Origin of the sequence: Arthrobacter sp. UC242_113 (assembly GCF_044054585.1) — a bacterium.
Taxonomy (GTDB): domain Bacteria; phylum Actinomycetota; class Actinomycetes; order Actinomycetales; family Micrococcaceae; genus Arthrobacter.
Map to the genome: position 1 here is coordinate 302738 of NZ_CP171968.1, position 20330 is coordinate 323067.

At 65.6% G+C, this 20330-nt stretch carries 21 protein-coding genes; 10 read left to right on the top strand and 11 right to left on the bottom strand.

Annotated features, from left to right (window positions below; genetic code table 11):
- Window positions 1–223: 223 nt before the first annotated feature.
- Complete coding sequence (xylB, locus tag ACHMXB_RS01365; RefSeq protein WP_395402117.1) at window positions 224–1624, bottom strand: xylulokinase; 1401 nt, start codon at window positions 1622–1624, stop codon at window positions 224–226.
- Window positions 1621–2571: a sugar-binding transcriptional regulator gene (locus ACHMXB_RS01370; RefSeq protein ID WP_395402119.1), complete on the bottom strand. Its 951-nt coding sequence runs from the start codon at window positions 2569–2571 to the stop codon at window positions 1621–1623. The genes xylB and ACHMXB_RS01370 overlap by 4 nt, the downstream gene beginning before the upstream one ends.
- 215 nt (window positions 2572–2786) lie before the next feature.
- On the opposite strand from ACHMXB_RS01370, the gene ACHMXB_RS01375 reads away from it, so the two are divergent.
- From ACHMXB_RS01375 to ACHMXB_RS01395, 5 genes are read left to right on the top strand one after another with little or no spacing between them, the layout of a single operon-like run.
- Window positions 2787–4133, top strand: a complete 1347-nt coding sequence (locus ACHMXB_RS01375; protein ID WP_395402121.1) for an ABC transporter substrate-binding protein — start codon at window positions 2787–2789, stop codon at window positions 4131–4133.
- A gap of 26 nt (window positions 4134–4159) precedes the next feature.
- Window positions 4160–5128, top strand: coding sequence for a carbohydrate ABC transporter permease (locus ACHMXB_RS01380; RefSeq protein ID WP_395402123.1), 969 nt, complete (start codon window positions 4160–4162; stop codon window positions 5126–5128).
- Complete coding sequence (locus ACHMXB_RS01385) at window positions 5125–6054, top strand: carbohydrate ABC transporter permease (RefSeq protein ID WP_395402125.1); 930 nt, start codon at window positions 5125–5127, stop codon at window positions 6052–6054. The genes ACHMXB_RS01380 and ACHMXB_RS01385 overlap by 4 nt, the downstream gene beginning before the upstream one ends.
- Before the next feature lie 35 nt (window positions 6055–6089).
- Window positions 6090–7163 carry an NAD(P)-dependent alcohol dehydrogenase gene (locus ACHMXB_RS01390; protein ID WP_395402127.1) on the top strand — a complete coding sequence of 358 codons (1074 nt, stop codon included), beginning with the start codon at window positions 6090–6092 and terminating at the stop codon, window positions 7161–7163.
- A gap of 12 nt (window positions 7164–7175) precedes the next feature.
- The gene (locus ACHMXB_RS01395; RefSeq protein ID WP_395402129.1) at window positions 7176–8648 is read left to right on the top strand and encodes a mannitol dehydrogenase family protein; all 1473 of its coding nucleotides are present in this window, start codon (window positions 7176–7178) and stop codon (window positions 8646–8648) included.
- Window positions 8649–9083: 435 nt separating this feature from the next.
- Here the strand turns inward: ACHMXB_RS01395 and ACHMXB_RS01400 are convergent, their stop codons facing one another.
- Entirely contained in the window at window positions 9084–9797 is a 714-nt protein-coding gene (locus ACHMXB_RS01400; protein WP_395402131.1) for a hypothetical protein, read from the bottom strand.
- Window positions 9794–10180, bottom strand: a complete 387-nt coding sequence (locus ACHMXB_RS01405) for a PadR family transcriptional regulator (RefSeq protein ID WP_395402133.1) — start codon at window positions 10178–10180, stop codon at window positions 9794–9796. Before ACHMXB_RS01405 ends, ACHMXB_RS01400 begins: the two co-directional genes overlap by 4 nt.
- Window positions 10181–10355: 175 nt before the next feature.
- Here ACHMXB_RS01405 and ACHMXB_RS01410 point away from each other — a divergent pair, with 175 nt between their 5' ends.
- Entirely contained in the window at window positions 10356–10784 is a 429-nt protein-coding gene (locus tag ACHMXB_RS01410) for a YybH family protein (RefSeq protein WP_395402135.1), read from the top strand.
- A gap of 122 nt (window positions 10785–10906) precedes the next feature.
- Here ACHMXB_RS01410 and ACHMXB_RS01415 read toward each other — a convergent pair whose 3' ends face one another.
- The gene (locus ACHMXB_RS01415; protein WP_395402137.1) at window positions 10907–11773 is read right to left on the bottom strand and encodes a GyrI-like domain-containing protein; all 867 of its coding nucleotides are present in this window, start codon (window positions 11771–11773) and stop codon (window positions 10907–10909) included.
- Window positions 11774–11911: 138 nt separating this feature from the next.
- Here ACHMXB_RS01415 and ACHMXB_RS01420 point away from each other — a divergent pair, with 138 nt between their 5' ends.
- Window positions 11912–12421 (top strand): hypothetical protein, encoded by a 510-nt coding sequence (locus ACHMXB_RS01420; RefSeq protein WP_395402139.1) that lies wholly within the window; start codon window positions 11912–11914, stop codon window positions 12419–12421.
- 20 nt (window positions 12422–12441) lie between these two features.
- Here ACHMXB_RS01420 and ACHMXB_RS01425 read toward each other — a convergent pair whose 3' ends face one another.
- Complete coding sequence (locus tag ACHMXB_RS01425) at window positions 12442–13074, bottom strand: flavin reductase family protein (protein ID WP_395402141.1); 633 nt, start codon at window positions 13072–13074, stop codon at window positions 12442–12444.
- 265 nt (window positions 13075–13339) lie between these two features.
- On the opposite strand from ACHMXB_RS01425, the gene ACHMXB_RS01430 reads away from it, so the two are divergent.
- Entirely contained in the window at window positions 13340–13780 is a 441-nt protein-coding gene (locus ACHMXB_RS01430) for a VOC family protein (protein ID WP_395402143.1), read from the top strand.
- 5 nt (window positions 13781–13785) lie between these two features.
- Here ACHMXB_RS01430 and ACHMXB_RS01435 read toward each other — a convergent pair whose 3' ends face one another.
- Entirely contained in the window at window positions 13786–15465 is a 1680-nt protein-coding gene (locus ACHMXB_RS01435) for a thiamine pyrophosphate-binding protein (protein WP_395402145.1), read from the bottom strand.
- Between the two features lie 121 nt (window positions 15466–15586).
- Window positions 15587–16087: an Lrp/AsnC family transcriptional regulator gene (locus tag ACHMXB_RS01440; protein WP_395402147.1), complete on the bottom strand. Its 501-nt coding sequence runs from the start codon at window positions 16085–16087 to the stop codon at window positions 15587–15589.
- A 93-nt stretch (window positions 16088–16180) separates the two neighbouring features.
- Here ACHMXB_RS01440 and hisC point away from each other — a divergent pair, with 93 nt between their 5' ends.
- Both hisC and ACHMXB_RS01450 read left to right on the top strand, forming a co-directional pair.
- Window positions 16181–17290 carry a histidinol-phosphate transaminase gene (gene hisC, locus ACHMXB_RS01445; protein WP_395402149.1) on the top strand — a complete coding sequence of 370 codons (1110 nt, stop codon included), beginning with the start codon at window positions 16181–16183 and terminating at the stop codon, window positions 17288–17290.
- Between the two features lie 69 nt (window positions 17291–17359).
- Window positions 17360–18790, top strand: a complete 1431-nt coding sequence (locus ACHMXB_RS01450; protein WP_395402151.1) for an amino acid permease — start codon at window positions 17360–17362, stop codon at window positions 18788–18790.
- Window positions 18791–18885: 95 nt separating this feature from the next.
- Here the strand turns inward: ACHMXB_RS01450 and ACHMXB_RS01455 are convergent, their stop codons facing one another.
- From ACHMXB_RS01455 to ACHMXB_RS01465, 3 genes are read right to left on the bottom strand one after another with little or no spacing between them, the layout of a single operon-like run.
- Window positions 18886–19464, bottom strand: coding sequence for a hypothetical protein (locus ACHMXB_RS01455; protein ID WP_395402153.1), 579 nt, complete (start codon window positions 19462–19464; stop codon window positions 18886–18888).
- Between the two features lie 2 nt (window positions 19465–19466).
- Complete coding sequence (locus tag ACHMXB_RS01460) at window positions 19467–19796, bottom strand: hypothetical protein (protein ID WP_395402155.1); 330 nt, start codon at window positions 19794–19796, stop codon at window positions 19467–19469.
- 56 nt (window positions 19797–19852) lie between these two features.
- The gene (locus tag ACHMXB_RS01465; protein ID WP_395402157.1) at window positions 19853–20173 is read right to left on the bottom strand and encodes a hypothetical protein; all 321 of its coding nucleotides are present in this window, start codon (window positions 20171–20173) and stop codon (window positions 19853–19855) included.
- Window positions 20174–20330: the final 157 nt, after the last annotated feature.

Here is a 20330-nt window from a genome sequence, read left to right on the forward strand (position 1 = left end):
CAATAAGACGCCGCCAACGTGATTTCAGGCGATGTCCTGGTCACTGAGGGAGATCGTACTGCGGGTTCGGCAGAAGCTTGGTTTCGACAAGCTCAACCAGCGGGGAATGGTTTGGACAAGGCTCAACCAGCGGGGGTTGGTTTCGACAGGCTCAACCAGCGGGGCTTGGTTTCGACAGGCTCAACCAGCGGGGCTTGGTTTTGACAGGCTCAACCAGCGGCGCTCACACCCCGTAGAAGCTCTTCCGCACCTCGGCGTAGCGTTCCCGGACGCCGAAGCCCCAGTCTCCTTCGGGTTCGTAGGCGGCTTCGATGCTTCGCTTCCAGTCGGGAAGTTCGCCAGTGGCTGCCCATGCGGCCTGTTTGGCTGCGCCGAGGGCGACGTACTCCCTGGTTGCCGGAATCTCGACCGGCAGATTGAAAATACTTGCTGCAGCCTGCCGCAGCGCCTGCGATTTGGAGCCTCCGCCAATCAGGAGAATCTTGTCCGGGGCGCCACCGGACTGCCTCAGGACATCGATGCCGTCGGCCAGTGAGTTCAGCACGCCCAGCACGGAGGCGTGGGCCAGGTTCTCCGGGCTCATGTTGCTCCTGGTGAGGCCGGCCAGGCTGCCTGTTGCGTGGGGAAGATTGGGGCTGCGCTCGCCGTCCAGGTAGGGAAGGAAGGTCAGTCCGCCGGCGTCGCTGCCGGCTGCCTGTGCCAGCGAATCCAGTGCTGCAAGGTCGACGCCGAGCATGGCGGCGGTCGCTGCCATGACGCGGGCAGAGTTGAGCATGGCCAGCAGCGGCAGATGTCCGCCGGCGGCGTCCGCGAATCCGGCAACAGCACCGGTGTGGTCCCGCATCGCGGAGGGGGTGCTGGTGAAGACGGTGCCGGAGGTGCCGATCGAGACCACCACCTCGCCTGGGCGCAGACCGAGCCCCAGCGCTGCTGCGGCGTTGTCGCCGGCCCCGGCGGCGAGGACGGCGCCGTCGATGCCCCAGCCGTTCTGCACGGTGCCGGCCTGCTCGTTCGATGCCACCACGCGCGGAAGACGCGGGACCCGCCCGAAGAAGCGTTCCAGCAGGTCTGTCCGGTAGCTGTTGGTGACGGGGGAGAAGTATCCGGTGCCGGAGGCGTCGCTCCGGTCCGTGGTGAACTCTCCGCCCATGGCACCGTTGAGCCAGTCGTGGGGGAGGACCACCTGGTCGACGCGGCCCGCTGCATCCGGTTGGTTCTGCGCCAGCCACGCCAGCTTGGAGATGGTGAACGAAGCGACCGGGACAAGATTGACGGCGTCCACCCACTCTTCGGGCCCAAGTTCGTCCCGCAGCCTCGCCGCGTCCGGCGCGCTGCGGGTGTCGTTCCACAGCAGTGCGTCGTGCACGGGCGTCCCGGAACTGTCGAGGGCCACCATCCCGTGCTGCTGGGCGGCGATGCCGGCAGCGGAGACGGAACCGCTCAGCCGGTCAGCGCCGGCGGAATGCCATGCTTCCCGCAGCGCGGAGGTCCACACGGACGGGTCCACGGCGGTGAGGTCAGGGTGGGCCGCCGCGCCGGACGTAATCACGTCACCGGTTTCGGCGTCCACGGCAAGGACCTTGCAGGACTGGGTGGAGGAATCCACCCCGACAACAATGCTCATTGACTCTTCTCCTCGTCGATCAGGTCAGTCAGGGCCTGGGCCAGCGGCGTATCAATGATCAGCGTGGTGACAAAGCCGGCCTTGGCCACAGCCAGCACCGCGTCAGCCCGCGCTTCCCCCTGGGCCACGGCAATCACCTTCGGGGTCCGCTGCAGCTGCTTGATGGTGACGGCGATGATTTGTTCGTCCAGCCCCGATTCCACCGCAACGCCTTTGGCGTTCACGAGCCGGCCGGAGCATTCCCCGACGGCGCCTGCCTCCACTGCCGCCTGCCTCACCTCGGCGTCGGCCCTGTCCCAGATGGTGGACGTGCCCGGCTTCCAGGCACCGATTGCCACGACGGCCAGGTCGAGTGAATCCGCCTTTGCCAGAGCCTCGGCGATCTCCGGCTGGCGGCGCAAGCCGGCCGCCGTCGTCGGATCTTCCACCACCAAAGGTGCCCACAGCGGCCAGGTGAGCCCCCCGCTCACATGTCCCAGCCGCTGGATCAGCTCGAGGGGATTGCTCTCGCCTTCCGTGGGAAGGGCACCGGCAAGCTGGACGACGTCGCACCGGGGGAGCTCACGCACCAGCCGCGAGGCCACGTCCAGGGTGCGGGACCAGGAGATGCCAATGGTGCCGCCGGCGGGTGCCTGCCGGGAGATTTCGACGGCGGCCGCTTTGGCCAGGATGCCGCGCGCCTGGATTACGTCCCCGGTGGTCTCCGCGACGATTACCTCGCTGATCCCCAGTGCGGACTCGATGCGCCGGATATCAGTAGCGGAAACGCGGGAGGGGAAATGCACCTTGATCTCCACGATGCCCTTCTCGAATGCCTCGGTTAGCAGACGGGCAACCTGGAACCGCGAGATCTTGTAGCTAGCGCCAATCTCCACTTTGGAGCGGTTTTCCAAGTAGTACTCGCTGCTGACGCGCGCAAGAAGCTCGTCATGGGACTGCTCCGTCATGCTGGTCACCTCTCCCACATCTGATCATTTGAGAATTCCCTCTTGCTCAAATGAGTATATATGACTAGAGTCACATGACAGATGAGCAGCATCAGTTCGCTCATATGAGCAAGCTCAGATGAGAACTAAAGCTGCACGGGGCCGAGCGGCCCTTGATTCTGGCCCGGCGACTTCCCCGGACCGGCATCCTGACTTTTGAGCACAAAGGAGTTCTTATGCGTCCGAACATGCGGGCGGCCTCAATGGCTGCAGGTGCCCTGTGCATCGCCCTGTCCGCCTCAGCCTGCGCGGGAGCCGGCGGTGGCAGCACCGCGGGTGACCCGAACAGCATCAACGTCCTCATGGTGAACAACCCCCAGATGGAAGACCTGCAGCGGCTCACGGCGGAGAACTTCACCAAGGAAACCGGCATCAAGGTCAACTACACGGTCCTGCCGGAGAACGATGTCCGGGCGAAGATCAGCCAGGAGTTCTCGAGCCAGGCCGGCCAGTATGACGTCGCGTCCCTGTCGAACTACGAGATCCCCTTCTTCGCCGCCAACAAGTGGCTGGCACCGCTGGACAGCGTGGCCAAGGATCCCGAGTTCAACCAGGCGGACATCCTGCCCGCCTACACCGCATCCCTCACCGGTAAGGACGGCAAACTCTACGGCGAACCCTTCTACGGGGAATCGTCCTTCCTGATGTACCGCAAAGACATCCTGGAGGCCAAGGGCCTGACCATGCCGGAGAAGCCCACCTGGGACCAGGTCGCCGATCTTGCCGCGAAGGCCGACGGCGCGGCGCCGGGCATGAAGGGCATCTGCCTGCGCGGCCAGCCGGGCTGGGGCCAGGTCTTCGCCCCGCTGACCACCGTAATCAACACCTTCGGCGGCACCTGGTACGACAAGGACTGGAACGCGAAGGTCAACTCCCCGGAATTTGTCGCCGCCACCGAGTTCTACACCAAGCTGGTGCGCGAGCACGGCGAGGCCGGCGCCGCGCAGGCCGGGTTCACTGAGTGCCTGAACAACATGAGCCAGGGCAAGGTTGCCATGTGGTACGACGCCACCTCCGCCGCCGGAGCACTGGAAGCCGATGCGTCACCGGTGAAGGGCAAGATCGGCTACGCCCAGGCACCGGTGAAGAACACGAAGTCCTCCGGCTGGCTGTGGACGTGGTCCTGGGCCATGCAGGCGGCCTCGAAGAAGCAGGATGCCGCCGGGAAGTTCATCGCCTGGGCCAGCTCGAAGGAATACGAGGAACTGGTGGCCTCCAAGCTTGGTTGGGCAAAGGTCCCCTCCGGCAAGCGCATCTCCACCTACGAGAACGCCGAGTTCCAGAAGGCTGCGCCGTTCTTCAGTGCTGAACGCTTCGCGATCGAGAACGCCGACCCGAAGAATCCCGGCGCCCAGGCGCGCCCCGCCGTCGGTATCCAGTTCGTCGGCATTCCCGAGTTCGCCGCTCTGGGCACCAGCGTCTCCCAGGGGGTCAGCTCCGCCATCGCGGGCCAGGGCACCGTGGCCGACGCGCTGGCCAAGGGCCAGGAAGCCGCCCAAAAAGTCGGCAACAAGTACAAGTGACCTCAACCGAACCGCAGGAGAACATCATGACTACCGCAACGGCGCGCATCTCCCGTCCGGGGCACAGCGCAGCCACACCGCCACGGAACACCCGGTCGCGGGAACGCGCCCTGGCCTGGGCGCGGCGCGCACCACTGCTGCCGGCCCTGGTCTTCCTCATCATCGTCACCCAGCTTCCGTTCGTGGTGACACTGATCATCTCGTTCCTGAACTGGAACAGCCTCAGCCCTGACAAGACCGCCTTCGCCGGCCTGGAGAACTACGTCACGGTCCTCACGGACCCGGACCTGCGCCAGGCAATCTTCACCACCATCCTCCTCACCGTCTCCGTGGTCCTGTTCAGCCTGCTCATTGGCCTGGGCCTGGCACTGCTGCTGGACAAGAAATTCATCGGCCGTGGCCTGGCCCGGACCCTGCTGATCGCACCGTTCCTGGTGGTCCCCGTGGCCGCGGCCCTCATTTGGAAGCATGCCCTCCTCAACCCCACGTACGGGCTGATCAACGGCATCCTGACCTGGGTCTGGTCCCTGTTCGGCAGCGACGCGGCGCCCCAGCTGGACCTGCTGTCCCAGGCACCACTGATGGCGGTCATCGTCTCCCTGGTCTGGCAGTGGACCCCGTTCATGATGCTCATCCTGCTCGCAGGCCTGCAGTCACGTCCCATGGACACGGTGGAAGCTGCGCAGATGGACGGCGCCACGCCGTGGGGCATCTTCCGGCACCTGACCCTGCCGCACCTGCGCCAGTACATCGAACTCGGCGGCCTGCTCGGTGCGATCTACATCGTGCAGAACTTCGACTCCGTCTTCACCCTCACCGCAGGGGGGCTGGGCACCGCGAACCTGCCATACGCCATCTACCAGACGTTCTACTTCGCCAACGAGTACGGCCTGGCCTCCGCGGCCGGCGTCGTGGTGGTCATCGGCACCATCATCGTGGCGACCTTCGCCCTCCGCACCGTTTTCTCGCTCTTCAAGAAGGAAGCAGCACGATGAGCACCCTCACCGCACCCCGCAGCACTTCGCCGGCCAGCACCGCCGCGAACTCCCGCACTTCCCGCCGCAGTTTCGGAAGGTTCGGCGGCAAATCCCGGATGGACCCCACCCGGAACAACACCGCGGCCGGCATCGCCGCCTGGCTGCTGGCCCTGCTATTCGCCACACCGGTCCTGTGGATGATCCTGACCTCCTTCCATTCCGAAACGGACGCCGCCACGAATCCGCCCTCCATCGCGGCCAACCTCACCCTGGACGCCTACAAGGAGTTCTTCGGCGCGAGTTCCGGGGTGAGCCCGTGGCCGCCCATGATCAACTCCGCCACGGCCTCGATTCTCTCCACCGTCCTGGTGCTGGCGCTGGCCATCCCGGCTGCCTACGCGCTCTCGATCCGGCCGGTGAAGAAGTGGACGGACGTGATGTTCTTCTTCCTCTCCACCAAGATGATGCCGGTGGTGGCCGCGATCCTGCCGCTCTACCTCTTCGCCAGGACCGTCGGCGCGCTGGACAACATCTGGTTCCTGATCCTGATGTACACGTCCATGAACCTGCCCATCGCGGTCTGGATGATGCGCTCCTTCCTCGCCGAAGTGCCGGAGGAAATGCTCGAAGCAGCACAGATCGACGGCGCCAACCTCCTGCTCATCCTGCGAAAGATCATCGCCCCCGTCGCGATGCCCGGAATCGCCGCCACCGCCCTGATCTGCTTCATCTTCAGCTGGAACGAACTCCTGCTGGCCCGCGTCCTCACGGGCGTGGTCGCCGGCACCGCCCCGGTGTTCCTCACCGGCTTCGTCTCGGGCCAGGGCCTGTTCCTGGCCAAGGTCTGCGCCGCCGCCGTGGTGATCTCCCTGCCCGTGCTGTTCGCCGGCTTCGCCGCCCAGGACAAACTCGTCCAGGGCCTCTCGCTTGGCGCCGTGAAGTAACGCCTTCCCCTTCCGATCTTTCAAGGAACACTTCGATGACTACATCAACCGCACAGTCTCCTGCCCATACGCAGCCAGCACTGCCCGCCACCATGCGCGCCTCCGTCCTGCAGCGCCAGGGCGAGATGGCCCTGGAAACCCTGGCCGTCCCGGACCTCGAGCCGGACCAGGTCCTGGTCCAGGTGGCCGCCGTCGGTGTCTGCGGCAGCGACGTCCACTACTACGAACACGGACGCATCGGCGAGTACGTGGTGGACCACCCGCTGGTCCTCGGCCACGAACTCTCCGGCCGGATCGCCGCCGTCGGAACCGCCGTTGACCCTGCCCGCATAGGCCAGCGGGTCGCCGTCGAACCCCAACGCCCCTGCCGCACCTGCAGGCAATGCAAGGCGGGACGCTACAACCTCTGCCCGGACATCAAGTTCTACGCCACCCCGCCGGTGGACGGTGCGTTCGCCGAATACGTGGCCATCCAGAGCGACTTTGCCTACGACATCCCGGACAGCGTCAGCGATGAGGCTGCCGCCCTCATCGAACCGCTCTCTGTGGGCCTCTGGGCCTGCGAACGCGCGGACATCCGCCCCGGAAGCCGGGTTCTGATCGCCGGCGCCGGACCCATCGGCATCATCGCCGCGCAGGCTGCCCGCGCGTTTGGCGCCACCGAGATCTACATTTCCGACATCGCCGAGGACCGCCTGGCCTTCGCGCTGAAACACGGCGCAACCCATGCGATCAATGCCAGGACCGACAGCGTCGAGGGCCTGGACGTGGACGCCTTCATCGACGCCTCCGGTGCACCTCAGGCAGTCCGTTCCGGCATCAAGGCCGTCGGGCCCGCCGGGCGGGTCATCCTCGTGGGGCTGGGGGCGGACGACGTCGAGCTTCCGGTCTCGTACATCCAGAACCGTGAGATCTGGCTCTCCGGAGTCTTCCGCTACACCAACACCTGGCCGCTCGCGATCCAGCTCATCGCCGACGGCAAGGTGGACCTGGACATCCTGGTGACCGGCAAATTCACCCTCGCCGAATCCGAAGAGGCACTCATCGCGGGCAAGCAGCCCGGGCAGCTAAAGCCGTCGTCTACCCGGGCCGCTGACAGCCCGCACTGAAAGGAAAAGCATATGGAACAGCTCACCGATTCCGCACTGGCAGAACTTCCGGCCAACCTGGGCAAACCGTCCTACGACCGCTCAGCGTTGACGGCGGGAATCGTCCACTTCGGCGTCGGCGGCTTCCACCGCGCCCACCAGGCCATGTACCTGGACCAGCTGATGAATGACGGCCTCGCCCACGACTGGGCCATCTGCGGCGTGGGCGTCCTGCCCGGCGACGCCCGCATGAAGCAGGTCATGGACAAGCAGGACTGCCTGTACACGCTGGTGGTGAAGAACCCCGACGGCACACGCGAAGGCCGGATCATCGGTTCGATCATCGAGTACCTTTTCGCCCCCGACGATCCGGAAGCCGTCGTCGAAAAGATGGCGTCCGACGCCGTCCGGATCGTTTCGCTGACCGTCACGGAGGGCGGGTACAACTTCCACCACGTCACCGGGGACTTCGACGCGGAAAACCCGGACGTGCTCCACGACCTCCAGGCCGGAGCCGCGCCCCGGACAACCTTCGGACTGGTCACCGAAGCCCTGCGCCGCCGTCGGGAACGCGGACTGGCACCTTTCACTGTGATGTCCTGCGACAACATCCAGGGCAACGGCGATGTGGCCCGGAAGATGTTCACCGCCTTTGCTTCGCTTAAGGACCCGGCCCTGGGCGCCTGGGTCGCGGCGAACGTGCTCTTCCCCAACAGCATGGTGGACCGGATCACCCCCGTAACCACCGACGAGGACCGCCAGTCAATCGCCCGGGATTTCGGTGTGGAGGACGGCTGGCCGGTGGTCTGCGAACCCTTCGAACAGTGGGTTCTGGAGGACCACTTCAGCCTGGGACGCCCGCCGTTCGAAAAGGCCGGCGTGCAGCTGGTGGACGACGTGGAGCCCTACGAGCTGATGAAGCTGCGGCTCCTCAACGCGAGCCATCAGGGCATGTGCTACTTCGGCTACCTCGCCGGCTACCGCTACGCCCACGAGGTGGCGCAGGACCCGCTGTTCGCCCGGTTCCTGCTGGACTACATGGACAGGGAAGCCACCCCGACGCTGCAGCCGGTGCCCGGCATTGACCTCGACACCTATAAGCGCACGCTGATCGAGCGCTTCTCCAACGAGTACGTGCGCGACACCCTGGCCCGGCTCTGTGCGGAGAGCTCCGATCGGATCCCGAAGTGGCTGCTGCCGGTGGTCCGCATCAACCTGGAGAACGGGGGAGAGATTAAGCGGTCGGCTGCCATCGTGGCGAGCTGGGCCCGGTATGACGAAGGGACGGACGAGCAGGGCAACCGGATTGAGGTGGTGGACCGGCTCAAGGACACCCTCATGGCCGCTGCCGCACGCCAGCAGCAGGAGCCGCTGTCCTTCATCTCGGACCGTGAAGTCTTCGGCGACCTGATCGATAACGAGCGCTTTGTCACCGCGTACTCCGAAGTTCTGGCCAGCCTGCACCAGCACGGCGCCAAAGAGACGCTGAGGAGCCTGGTGTCCTGAGTTCCCTTTGTCAGGCGGGTCTGGTTGTGAACGGTCACCGGACCTGGCGGCGTCGTCGAAGTATGGCTCACTCAAGGGTCGCCGCGGACATTTCTTCGGAGTTTTTGTGCAGATAATGGCCGTTCCGAGGCTTTCAAGGCCCATTATCTAGACAAAAACCCTCCGCACATTTCCATGGACAACCCGGCGGCCCTGGCGTCAGACCTCGGCGCTTCCGGAGCGCTGAGGCTTCCGGCGTTCTAGGCTCTTGCGTACCCTGCCTTTGCCCGCGGCCCTTCTGTGAAGGAACACGTGCTCGACGAAGGTCAGCACTCCTTCAACCAGCAAGAGTATGAAGTCAACGACCATGCGGCCCCCATCTGTGGCTTCCGTTGGAAGTGCTGGTGAGATCCAGATTTGCCCAGTCTTCCCTATGGCTTGAGTTTTCGCAGTGGCCTAGCGGAACAACAGTGCGAGGCCGAGCATGGCCAGGGCGAGCAGGGGAAAAAGCCAGTTGGTAATCAGCACGATTATTTTCGTCCCCGCTCGGCTGCCGTGCGTTGTAGTGGAGCTCGGGTCGGTGATGTCGTCGTCATTGGGGCGGAGAGACCGGATGGTGTTCATGATCGACAGGAGCACCATGATTAGGGCGCTCCCGATCAGCCATGGCAGCGGGTCAATCGCTAGCCATGCGTCGGAGCGGCTCGTCGGCGCTAAGACGCCGGAGAGGAGTCCGGCCAGCGCGCAGATTGCACTCAGGGCGGTAAGTACCCAGATGCGTCGGATGGCGGCGGTGAGATAGAGCGGCAGGAAGGCTATGAGCACGACGGGTGTGGCAACGAGAACTAGCTGCGCCGCTGAAACCAGCATCTGCTCCGACCGGGCCCAGGACACCAGTGCCTGATTGAAGAGAAGGAAGGCCAGCAGCCCGAGCAGTGAGGGCCAGAGCGCCCTCCGCACCCACTCATGTTGCGGTGCAGAGGGCAGTTCGAGCGCAGCGGCGTAGACGCGGGCCGGTCCGAATGCTTCCTCAGCCCGCTGGCCGGTGTCGCCGAGGAGTTCGCGCGCGCTTGCCACGGTGTCACCTATGGCGCTCCCGTGTACCTGGCGCAGGCGAAGTTCCAGGACGAGTTCGTCGAACCACTTCTTGTCGGTGGTCTCATGCATCATCTGGAGGACTCCTTCGCGTGCCCCGCGGGGTCGAGGTAGTGCGTGCTGAGGTCGGTAAAGCGTAGCCAGTCCGCGCTGAGGCGGCTGAGTTCGGCGCGGCCCTGGTCGGTCAGCGCGAAGTACTTTCGGCCGGGGCCGCCGTCGCCCGCCCTCCATTCGGTGGTTACCATGCCGGCAGCCTCATAGCGGGTGAGGAGCGGGTACAGGGTGCCGCCCTTGATGGTGCCGAACCCGCTGCGTTCGAGTTCACTGATGATCGCGTAGCCGTAGGAGGGCCCGGCGGATAGTGCGCGGAGGGCGAGGAAACCCAGCGTTGCTCTAAGCCAATCGCTTGGCCAGTGCGTGCCCCCTGCGGTTTCGGGCGCTGAACCGGAAACATCCATGACTACATTGTCAGTCTAAGTAGTTAGCCTGTAAAGGAGTCTGGTTACCCATTCGGTTCATGCCTGCGGGTTGCAGGAACTACGGCGCTACCAACGGGGAGGTGCTATCCGGGACCGTGAGGCGCATACTGGCCTCAGCACCAGAAGGCGCGGTCCCGTGGGAGTGGTGAGGGTGATGGTTGAGTCAAACTTTGATGGCGTGGTGGAGCGTCTGCGTGCCGCGCTTGCCGAAATCCTGAAGGGGGATCCTGCGCCCTGTCAGGTGCTGTTCGCCAAGAACGAAGAGGTGACTCTGGCGAATCCTTTCGGCGGTGTGTCCCGGGGCTGGGACAACGTCGCGGCCACCATCGCCAAGGCAGCGGCGAACTACCGGGACGGTGAGGTGGTGTCCATGGAAGACCAGGCCACCGCCGTCGTCGGAGACCTTGCGTACGTGGTGCTGATCGAACGGTTCAGGGTGCGGGTTGCGGGACGGGCCGACCTGGACGATGTCGCCCTGCGTACCACGAACATCTATAGGCGGGAGGGCGACGAATGGCTGCTTGTCCACCGCCAGGCCGATCCCCGGGTTGGTGCGCAGGCGCCCGAGTCGGTAGTCCAGTAGGGGAGTGCCCCGACCGGCACGAGACTCCCACCGGCCGCAGAGATCGACAATGGGAAGGAATTTTCCTAGGCACGAGCGCACGGTGCCTCGCGCTGCTCCGCATGCTTGAACCGCTGCAACGGCTAGGCGCGTTCCACGGGGAGCCACAATTCACAGCTGGCCGTGCTGAAGTCGGCGGCGCGGTCGAGGATTGCCACGATCGAGGGTCCGGGCCGCAGCCGCCACGGACTTGACGGGAACCAGTCGGTGGCGGTGGCCGCCCACGTGGACTGCAGGACTGCCGGGTACTCTCCTTCGGCTTTGAACACCGCCCAGGTGCCGGCAGGAACCTCGATCGCGTCGAGCTGCCCGGGCACCGGCGTCTTTTCGGCGACGGCGACGCCGTGGAGGTAGGTCAGTTCGCTGCCCTCCGTGTAGTCCGGGTCCACATCCGCGCTCACCTGGAGCAGGCCCGCCGGCTCGGTGTTGCTCAATGCCTTGAGCCGAAGGTGCTCGGCTGCTGGCAACGAGGCGATGTGCGCCTGGATGTGCGGATTGACGCCGTGATGGATGAGCGGCACACGGGCCGAATGGCCGACGAGGCGGAATGCCGGCCGATCTGCGATGCGAGTGTCCATTGTGTTGTTCCCTTCTACGGTCAGGCGGAACCTGAGCTGCGGTTGCGTACGAAGGGGGCCGCCGTCCCGGCGCACGTCACCAGGGGCGACGCCATGCACCGACCGGAACGCCCGGCCGAATGCCTCGGTGGAGCCATAGCCGTACTTCACCGCGATGCCCAACAGCTCGCCCTCTCCGAGAACCTCGGCGGCGGCGACCGCCATGCGGCGCCGCCGGACATACTCGGACAGCGGCATGCCGGCCAGCGATGAGAACATCCGGCGGAGGTGGTACTCCGTCGTGCCGAGACTCATCGCCAGGCCGCCGACGTCGATCTCGTCTGTTAGGTGACACTCGACGAATTCAACGAGACGAGTAAGCACTGCGATCACGGTTCCCCCTTCCGCTTCAAGCCTGCCCGTCTGCTTCGCCCCGCACCCGACTATCGCGGTCGGATCCGATCATTATCCATCTCGCAGGCCTGCCCGTAAGCTGGTCCGTCTACCCCAGAGAAACTTGAGGAACACTCATTGCCGATCAATAAACAGACGCTGAAAGACGACGGGTTCGCCGGATTCAGACCGTTTGATCAGCTGGATATCAACCGGGTTCCACGGGCCCCCGGACTCTATGTGGTGCTCAAGCCCGAGGGCTTCGAGCGGGTGTTCCTTGCGAAGAGCCTGGGAGCCCGCTTCAAGAAGCGGGATCCATCCCTGCCCCGTACCGCCTTGGAGGCGGAGTGGGTCGAGAACGCGGATGTCCTGTACATCGGAAAAGCCGGCCCCGGAAGCACGGGCAACCGCGGACTGCGCAAGCATGTTCAGGAGTTCACTGACTTCGGCCGCGGGAAGCCTGTCGGCAACTGGGACGGGCGGTTCATCTGGCAACTCGCCGGCTCCCAATCGCTTATCATCGCGTGGAAGGAGCTGGCAGCAGAGGAGCTGAATCCTGCCGAAGCCGCCTACCACGCGGAGTTCGTCAGAATTTACGGAAAGCTGCCCTTCGCCAACCTGGTCCAAGCCAGGACAAAGGGAGTTTAAGCCTCAGACTCTGTAACCGTTCACTTATCCTGGCCAGCCCGGCCAAAGTGACCCGGCCAGTCCTTTGCCCGGATGCGGCGGATCTCTTGGACTGGACCAAGCGTCGCCCATTCATTGCGCCCCAGCCGGGACAACGGCTCCAAAAGATCAATCTGCGGATGGTCACCCTCCAGCACGCGGGTGGACACGACGGCGTAGACCACCTCGCCAAACACCAGCGTGCAATTACCCAACGGCAAGGTGCTGTGCAACCGGCATTCCAAAGCCACCGGCGAATCCTTCACCCGCGGAGGACGCACCACAGCGCTCGGTTCCCGGGATAAACCAACGGCGTCGAACTCACTCGTCTTTGGCGGAAAGTCAGTCCCGGTGGCGTTGACTTCTTCAAACAGGGAGGCCGGGGTGAGGTTCACGACGAACTCGCCCTGCGCCTCGATGTTGCGCAACGAATCCTTCTCGCCCACCGAAGTGAACTGAACTATGGGCGGATCCACGGACGCCACCGTATAGAACGAATGCGGCGCCAGATTGTCCACACCCTCCACCGAGGTCGTGGACACCCAGGCGATCGGTCTCGGAACCACCACCGCAGTGAGCAACTGGTAAAAATCCCGCGATGACATCTGTGCCGGATCAAAATCCTTCCGCTCCATGTGCCCTCCTGCTCTCTCCAGCCACCCGCCCCACCCCGGCGCCGGCATCCTTCCTTGACTGTAGCCCCTGCCCACCCGATAGTTGATTGATACCCAACGCCGCGCTGCCTGGGACGTCGACCGTCTCTTCACCCAGCTCATGGGCCTGTCCTGGGCAGAACCCGCCCATGGGACTCACCATGACTAAGGCGTTCCCCAGGGATCGTCGTTTCCTACCCAGCCTTGCCACTGGAGCTAATTGCTCCGCCTTGGTAGCTTTCAACCCATGGCCATCAAACTTGAGAACGTGGGTATCGCTGTCCGCGACATCGAAGCGGCAATCGCCTTTTTCACCGATCTCGGTCTTAAGGTCGTCGGCCGTGACATAGTCAGCGGCGAGTGGACCGATACCGCCGTCGGACTTGACGGAAACCACGCCAAAATCGCGATGCTCGAGACCCCGGATGGGCATGGTCAACTTGAGCTCTTCGAATACATCCATCCCGAAGCGATCGAGTCGGAGCCGACGCGTCCCAACGACATTGGCATGCACCGCGTTGCCTTCTCGGTAGACAATATCGATGAGGCCCTTGATATAGCTGCAAAGCACGGATGCTATCCGCTGCGCGGCGTGGGGACCTACGCCGACCTCTACAAACTCTCGTACCTCCGCGGTCCCAGCGGGATCATCGTGATGCTCGCCGAGGAACTGAAGAAAGGCAGCTGAGGCACCTAGCTTGCCACCGTCTCCTTTGCAGCCGTCTCCTTCGCCTTCATCCATTCGCTCAGCCACGGTGCCCGGACGCTGGAGGTGATGCGGCAGTCGGCCACGAAGGTTCCCTTCGCGCCGGCGTCGATCCAGTCCGTGAGCGCAGAAAGGTCCGACAGTTTGCGGATGATCGCCGATTCCGCCCCGATCGCGCGGGCAATGCCGCTGAAGTCCACCTCGGGGATCAGCATGGGCTTTTCGGTCAGGCCCTGCGAGCCATACTGATGAATCTCGGCCCCGTAGGCGGCATCGTTATAGATCACGACGACGGCGCTGCTCGCCGCGCCCACGAGCGACTCCAGGTCGGACAGGCCCATCAGGAACCCGCCGTCGCCTGAGGCCAGCACCAGGGTGTTGCCGTCGTCCACTGCCCGGGCGGCCCCGACGGCGCTGGCGAGGCCGAGCCCGATCGACTGGAAGGCGGTTCCCACCATGACCAGGTCCTGGGGGCGAGGGATGCGCCAGTACATCGGTGCCCAGCCGAGGAAGTGTCCGCCGTCCTGGACCACGGTGCGGCGTTCCGGCAGGACGGCATCCAATGCCGTGGCAAGTGCCCGGGGGTCAAGCCGGCCGTCCGGCGTTTCCGCGGAGCCGGGGTGGTGGGAGGGGCCTTCGGCCAGGCGCTTGAGTGCCTCCGCCCGCCAGGCCTTCGGTGCCTCGGCCCCCGAGAGGGCGGAGTTCTCCAGCAGGCCGAGGATCCGGCCCGCGGCGCCCTTCGCGTCCGCACTGACGAACAGGTCCACCCGCGGGTCCGTCGGCTCCAGACCGGCGTCAATCTGGATCACGGTAGCGTCCGGGCCGATCAGGTGCCCGAAGCGCATGGTGAAGGGGCTCAGGCTTGCTCCCGCCACGAGCACCACGTCCGCCTCGTGCATGAGCCCGGCGGCGGTATCCCTGCCGAAACCGCCCGCGACGCCGAGGTAACCCACGCCCTGCAGCAGGTTCAGCGCCAGTGCTGTCCCGGCGGTAAGCGCGCCGAGGCGGTCGGCCAGTTCCCGGAGTTCGGGGCCGGCACCGGCGAGGTGCGCACCGCGGCCGGCCAGGATAAGCGGCCGCTTCGCGCCGGCCAGCAGTTCGGCCGCCCGGTCGAGTCCGCCGTCACCGTCGTCCCTGACGGCAGCCGCCGCCGGCGGCGCGGGAAGCTCTTCGTCCGCCGCCTCAACGGCCGCCAGGTCGTACGGAATGGCGATGACGACGGCGGTGCGCCGGGCAAGTGCATACTCCAGCGCTTCCTGGGTGATGGAGCCCGCCGCTTCACGGGTGACCGTGAACGTCGCCGCGCCCAGCCCGGCGGCGATTGCCGCCTGGTCCACGTCCCAGGGGCGGGCGCCGCTGCTCGGGGCGTCCCCGGTGACGAGCACGGTGGGGATCTGTGCCCTGACCGCTTCCGCGAGGGCCGTCAGGGCGTTGGTGTAACCGGGGCCGTAGGTGGTGGTCCCCGCCGCGAGGCGCCCGGATGCCCGGTAGTAGGCGTCCGCTGCCGCGATGGCGGCGCCCTCATGGCGTACGGCCGTGAAGCGGAGGCCCTCCTTCTCGGCGGCGTCCAGGAAGTAGACGTTGCCGTTGCCCATCACACCGAACACGTCGCTGACATAGCTGCTGAGAACCTGTGCCACCCGGCCGGACACTGTAAGAGAAGTCATGCAGGAATCGTCGGATCTGGACCGTCGATTAGCAACACACTGGATATCTGTTGGGACTTTTGGCAGTTTCTCCTAGTGCCTACTGAAAATATGACCAAAGGTGGCACAGATCACCCATGCCCTAGCCGGGCTGGCGGCTCTCCTGTGACAGCCTCGCGAGCAGGCCGTCGTAGCGGGGCGGCATGAGCTCCACGACCGAGATGGCCGTGCTGGTGCGTTGGATCCCGTCGATTTCCAGGATCTGGTTGGTGATCCTGTAGAGATCAGCCGTGTCCCGGGCCACCACCTTGGCCATGAGGTCCGCGTCTCCCGTGGTGGCGTGGACCTCGATGACCTCCGGAATCGCTTCGAGCCCGCTTTCAACCGACTTGGCGCGGGCCTGGCTGATGGCCAGGGAGAGGAAGGCCAGCAGGCCGTAGCCCAGCGCTGCCGGGTCCAGCCTCCGGCTGAAGGACCTGAGGGCGCCGCCGCTCTCCAGCTTCGCTAGACGTGCGTGCACGGTGTTCCGTGCGACGCCGAGCGTCCGGGACAGTGCCAGCGCGCTGGCTTCCGGGTCCTTGTCGAGCGCAAGGATGATCCTGGCATCCAAGGAATCAAAGGTGCGGGGATTCGGGATGGTCATATTTTCACCACAGACGATAGAAGTTGAGCAGAAATCCCAAGGGAACAAGAGTATCTTGCAATGTGGCCCGGGTCACTCCCATGATCAGGACCCATGACCAGTGATCAGATACTGATGGCTCCGGAGACTGCACACCCCACCCTGCGTGCAGCGGTCTCCGGCCTCCCGTCCTACGTCCCGGGCCGGCGCAGTGCCGGCGAGGACATCGCAGCCCTCGCCAGCAACGAAAGCCACTACGAACCACTGCCCGCGGCTGCCGCTGCGGTGGCCGAAGCGGCCGGCAGGATGAACCGCTACCCGGACATGGCCGCCGTCGAACTCCGGGAACGGATCGCCGGGCACCTCGGCGTCAGCGCCGGGGAAGTCGCGGTGGGACCCGGCAGCGTCGGCGTCCTCCAGCAGATCATCACCGGGCTTTGCGACGCCGGGGATGAAGTGATCTTCGCGTGGCGGAGCTTCGAGGCCTACCCCATCCTGGTGGAGCTGGCCGGCGCCCGGGCCGTCCGCATCCCGCTGGACGACGTAGAGGGCCACGACCTCGAGGCCATGGCCGCCGCCGTCACCGAACGGACCAAGGTGGTCCTGCTCTGCACCCCCAACAACCCGACCGGCGTCCCCATCAGCCATGAACGCCTCGAGGCGTTCCTCCGCTCAGTCCGCTCCGACATCCTCGTGGTGATCGACGAGGCCTACGTGGAATACGCCGAGGCGGGCAGCGGGCCCGACTCCCTGGCGCTCTACCGCGAGTACCCGAACGTCTGCATCCTGCGCACGTTCTCCAAGGCCTACGGGCTGGCCGGCCTGCGCGTGGGGTACGCCGTGGCCGCGCCGGCAATCGCAGAGGGACTGCGCCGGACCGCCATTCCGTTCAGCGTGACGGCCCTGGCCCAGAAGGCTGCCGTCGCTTCGCTGGACGCTGCCGGCGAGATGGAGGCGAGGGTCGCCGTCGTCAAGAAAGAGCGCTCGCGGCTGGCCGCACTGCTGGAAGCCCAGGGCTGGAAGCTCCAGCCAAGCCAGGGCAACTTCCTGTGGATCCGGGCAGACGATGACCTCACGGCGAGGCTCGTGGCCGCATTCGACCAGGCGGACATCATGGTCCGCGCCTACCAGGGCGACGGCATCCGGATCACCGTTGCCGACCCCGCCTCCAACCACCGTGTACTCCAGGTTTTGACAGCCGTCACGGCTGCCCACGCGGCCTGAAACCCCCACCCGTTCCACCTTTACCCGTTCGATCTCTATCTGTTCGACAGACAACCCAGAGGACTCCCCATGGAACAACAGACAATGACGTCTGCCCCGGCGCTTGGCGCCGCCCTGAAACCCCGCCAGCTCACAATGATGGGACTCGGAAGCGCCATCGGCGCGGGTCTCTTCATTGGTTCGGGCGCCGGCATCCAGGCCGCCGGCCCGGCGGTGCTGATCTCCTACCTGGTGGCAGGCACCCTCATCATCCTGGTGATGTGGGCCCTTGGTGAGATGGCTGCCGCCAACCCCGACAGCGGCGCCTTCTCCGTCTATACCGCCCGGGCCTTCGGGCCCGTGGCCGGTGCCACGGTGGGCTGGCTCTGGTGGCTGCAGCTTGTGGTTGTCATCGCAGCGGAGGCACTCGGTGCGGCCGGCCTGCTTTCCACGATCTTCCCCGCCCTGCCGGTATGGCTGATGGCCTTCGTGTTCATCGCGGTGCTCACCGCCGTGAACCTCACCAAGGTGAAGAACTTCGGCGAATTCGAGTTCTGGTTCGCGCTGCTCAAGGTGGCGGCAATCGTCGGGTTCCTCCTCATCGGCGCCGCCCTCCTGTTCGGCTGGCTGCCGGGCGTCCAGTCGCCCGGCCTGGCCAACTTCAACTTCACCGGTGACGGTTTCGCCCCGCACGGTTTCGCAGGGATCGCCACGGCGCTCTTCGTGGTGGCTTTCGCCTTCGGCGGCACCGAGATTGTCTCCGTGGCCGCCGCCGAAACCCAGGATCCTGCCCGCAGCGTCGGAATGGCCGTCCGCACCGTCCTCTGGCGCATCCTCGTCTTCTACATCGGCGCGATTTTCATCATCGCGGCCGTGGTTCCCGTGGGGTCGGCCGGCCTGAAGAGCCCGTTCGCTGCCGTGCTGGATGCCGCAGGCATGCCCGGCGCAGCAACCGCCATTACCTTCGTTGCCGTCGCGGCACTGCTCTCCGCCCTCAACGCCAACCTCTACGGGGCCTCCCGGATGGCGTTCTCCCTCGCCGAGCGCGGTGAAGCGCCGCGCGTCCTCGCTTCCCTGTCCAAGGCCCGGGTCCCGGTGGTGGCAGTCCTGGCCAGCGTCTCCTTCGGCGTCGTCACGGCCGTGCTCGAGGTGGCGTTCCCGGAGAAGGTCCTTCCCCTCCTGCTGAACATCGTGGGCTCGACGTCCCTGCTGGTGTGGACCTCCGCCCTGCTCGCCCAACTTGCACTGCGTCTCCGCGCCGACCGTGAAGGAACTTTCCTTCCCTTGCGGATGGCTGGCTTTCCCTGGCTGACGGGCCTTGGCCTGCTCATCCTCGCGGCCATCTTCACGGTGGGCTTCATCGGCGAGGACTCCCGCCCGCAGCTCCTGAGCACGTTCGCCCTCGTGGCGGTCCTGGCGGCGGGGAACTGGCTGCACCACCGTTCCATGAAGCGCTCCGCCAAGTCTCCGGAGCGGGTCGGGTCCCCGGAGGGCGTCGAGCCGCCGGTCCTCGTCGACTGAAGCCCGGTTAAGGATTCCGCGCGGATTGAAGGGCGCGTCCGGCCTGGCCGGGCGCGCCCGCTTGTCCCGCGCTCCGGGGCGGGGTGGCCCCTGCGCTAGGAGGCGGCCGAATTGAAGCCGGGATCGCTGGTGGCAGTTTCCAGGAGCCGGTCGAAGCTGCGGATGCCGTAATCCGGCGGGGTGGCTGCGATGACGATCCGCGTGGTGGTGATTCCATCAGCTTTCGGCTTGGCATTCTGCTGTGCCTTCGGTGAGCGCGGCGCGATGACCTTCAGGTGCAGCACGGACACGCCGTTCACGGACAGTGGCAGGCTTCCGCCGTCGAGGAGCAGTGAGCGGAGCCCGTCAGCCGAAAGCTGTTGGGTCCGGTCCGCCGTCAGTTCAAGAATCACGTCATTGACGGTCCCGGTCAGCCGCTGCAGGAACGCCCGCTCGCTCGCACTCTTGGCCCGGATGCCCAGCGCCGTGAAGGCGGTGGCGAAGAGCCCGACAAACAGCATTGTGGCGCCGACGTCCCGAAGGCCGGGCACAAAGAGCATCAGGATCAGGCACACGACGAACCCGATGACGGAGAACCGGCCAAATATGCCGCCCGCTTCCTCGCCCGGCCTGCCCGTCCACTGCTTGGAGGTGAAGCTGCAGACTTCCCGGGACTCAGTCCGTGGAGTTGCCATGATCAGTTCCCTTTCACTTCCAGCAGGGCCTCGGCCAGCATGATTGCTTCCCGCGCTTCGCGAAGGCTTTCCCGTAGGCCCGGATCCGGGAAGCCGAGGCTGGTGCCCTCCGGGGAGACGGCAAGGTCATCGGCGACCTTCCGCAGGTTGTCCCGCTCCAGCGCGAGCATTCGTGACGACGTCAGCTTGACCCTGCTCTTCTCCAGCTCGAACAGCGACGTGTTGATCCGGTCCTGGCGGGCCCGGATCGAGTGGCAGACTCCCTGGATGCGCTGAGTGCGGCTGGTGAACATCCGCTCCATCTTGGCTGCAACGTCATGAAGTTCCTTCAAAGTGCTGTATCTGCGCGCCTCATCGGTTCCGCTGTGCCGGGCCAGGAGCTGGCTGATCAGCGAGAGGCGCTGGCCCCACAGCTCGAGGCCTGTCTGGTCTGGGCGAGGAGCAGCTCCGCAGCGCCGAGGGCCGTGGCCAGGGCATCCCGACGCGGAGTCAGTTTTCCGGCGGCTGCGTCCAGCCGCGCGATGAACTCCCCGTAGTTGTCGAGCGCGGGACTTTCCTCCCGGCTGGCCACCGCCATGGTGGGCGGGGCAGGCGGCCCGTTGGCCGCCGTCGGGCTTTCCTTTGGTGTTCCGATACGCGGGGGAGCAGGCGGCTTTCGCGGCGGGACGGCGCGGGGTTCTGATCCGGAGTCAGGTGCGCCGTCACTCATGATCAATCGTCCCCGTTCATGATCCGTCCAGGGCAGCTCCACACCGCCACGAACGAAGCAGGAGCGCCTGCGCACCTGCCTGTGAATCCTCATTCTAAAGCGCGGGACGGGCGTTGTCTGCGGGCCCGGTTTCGGCACGCTCAACATGTCCGTTGAC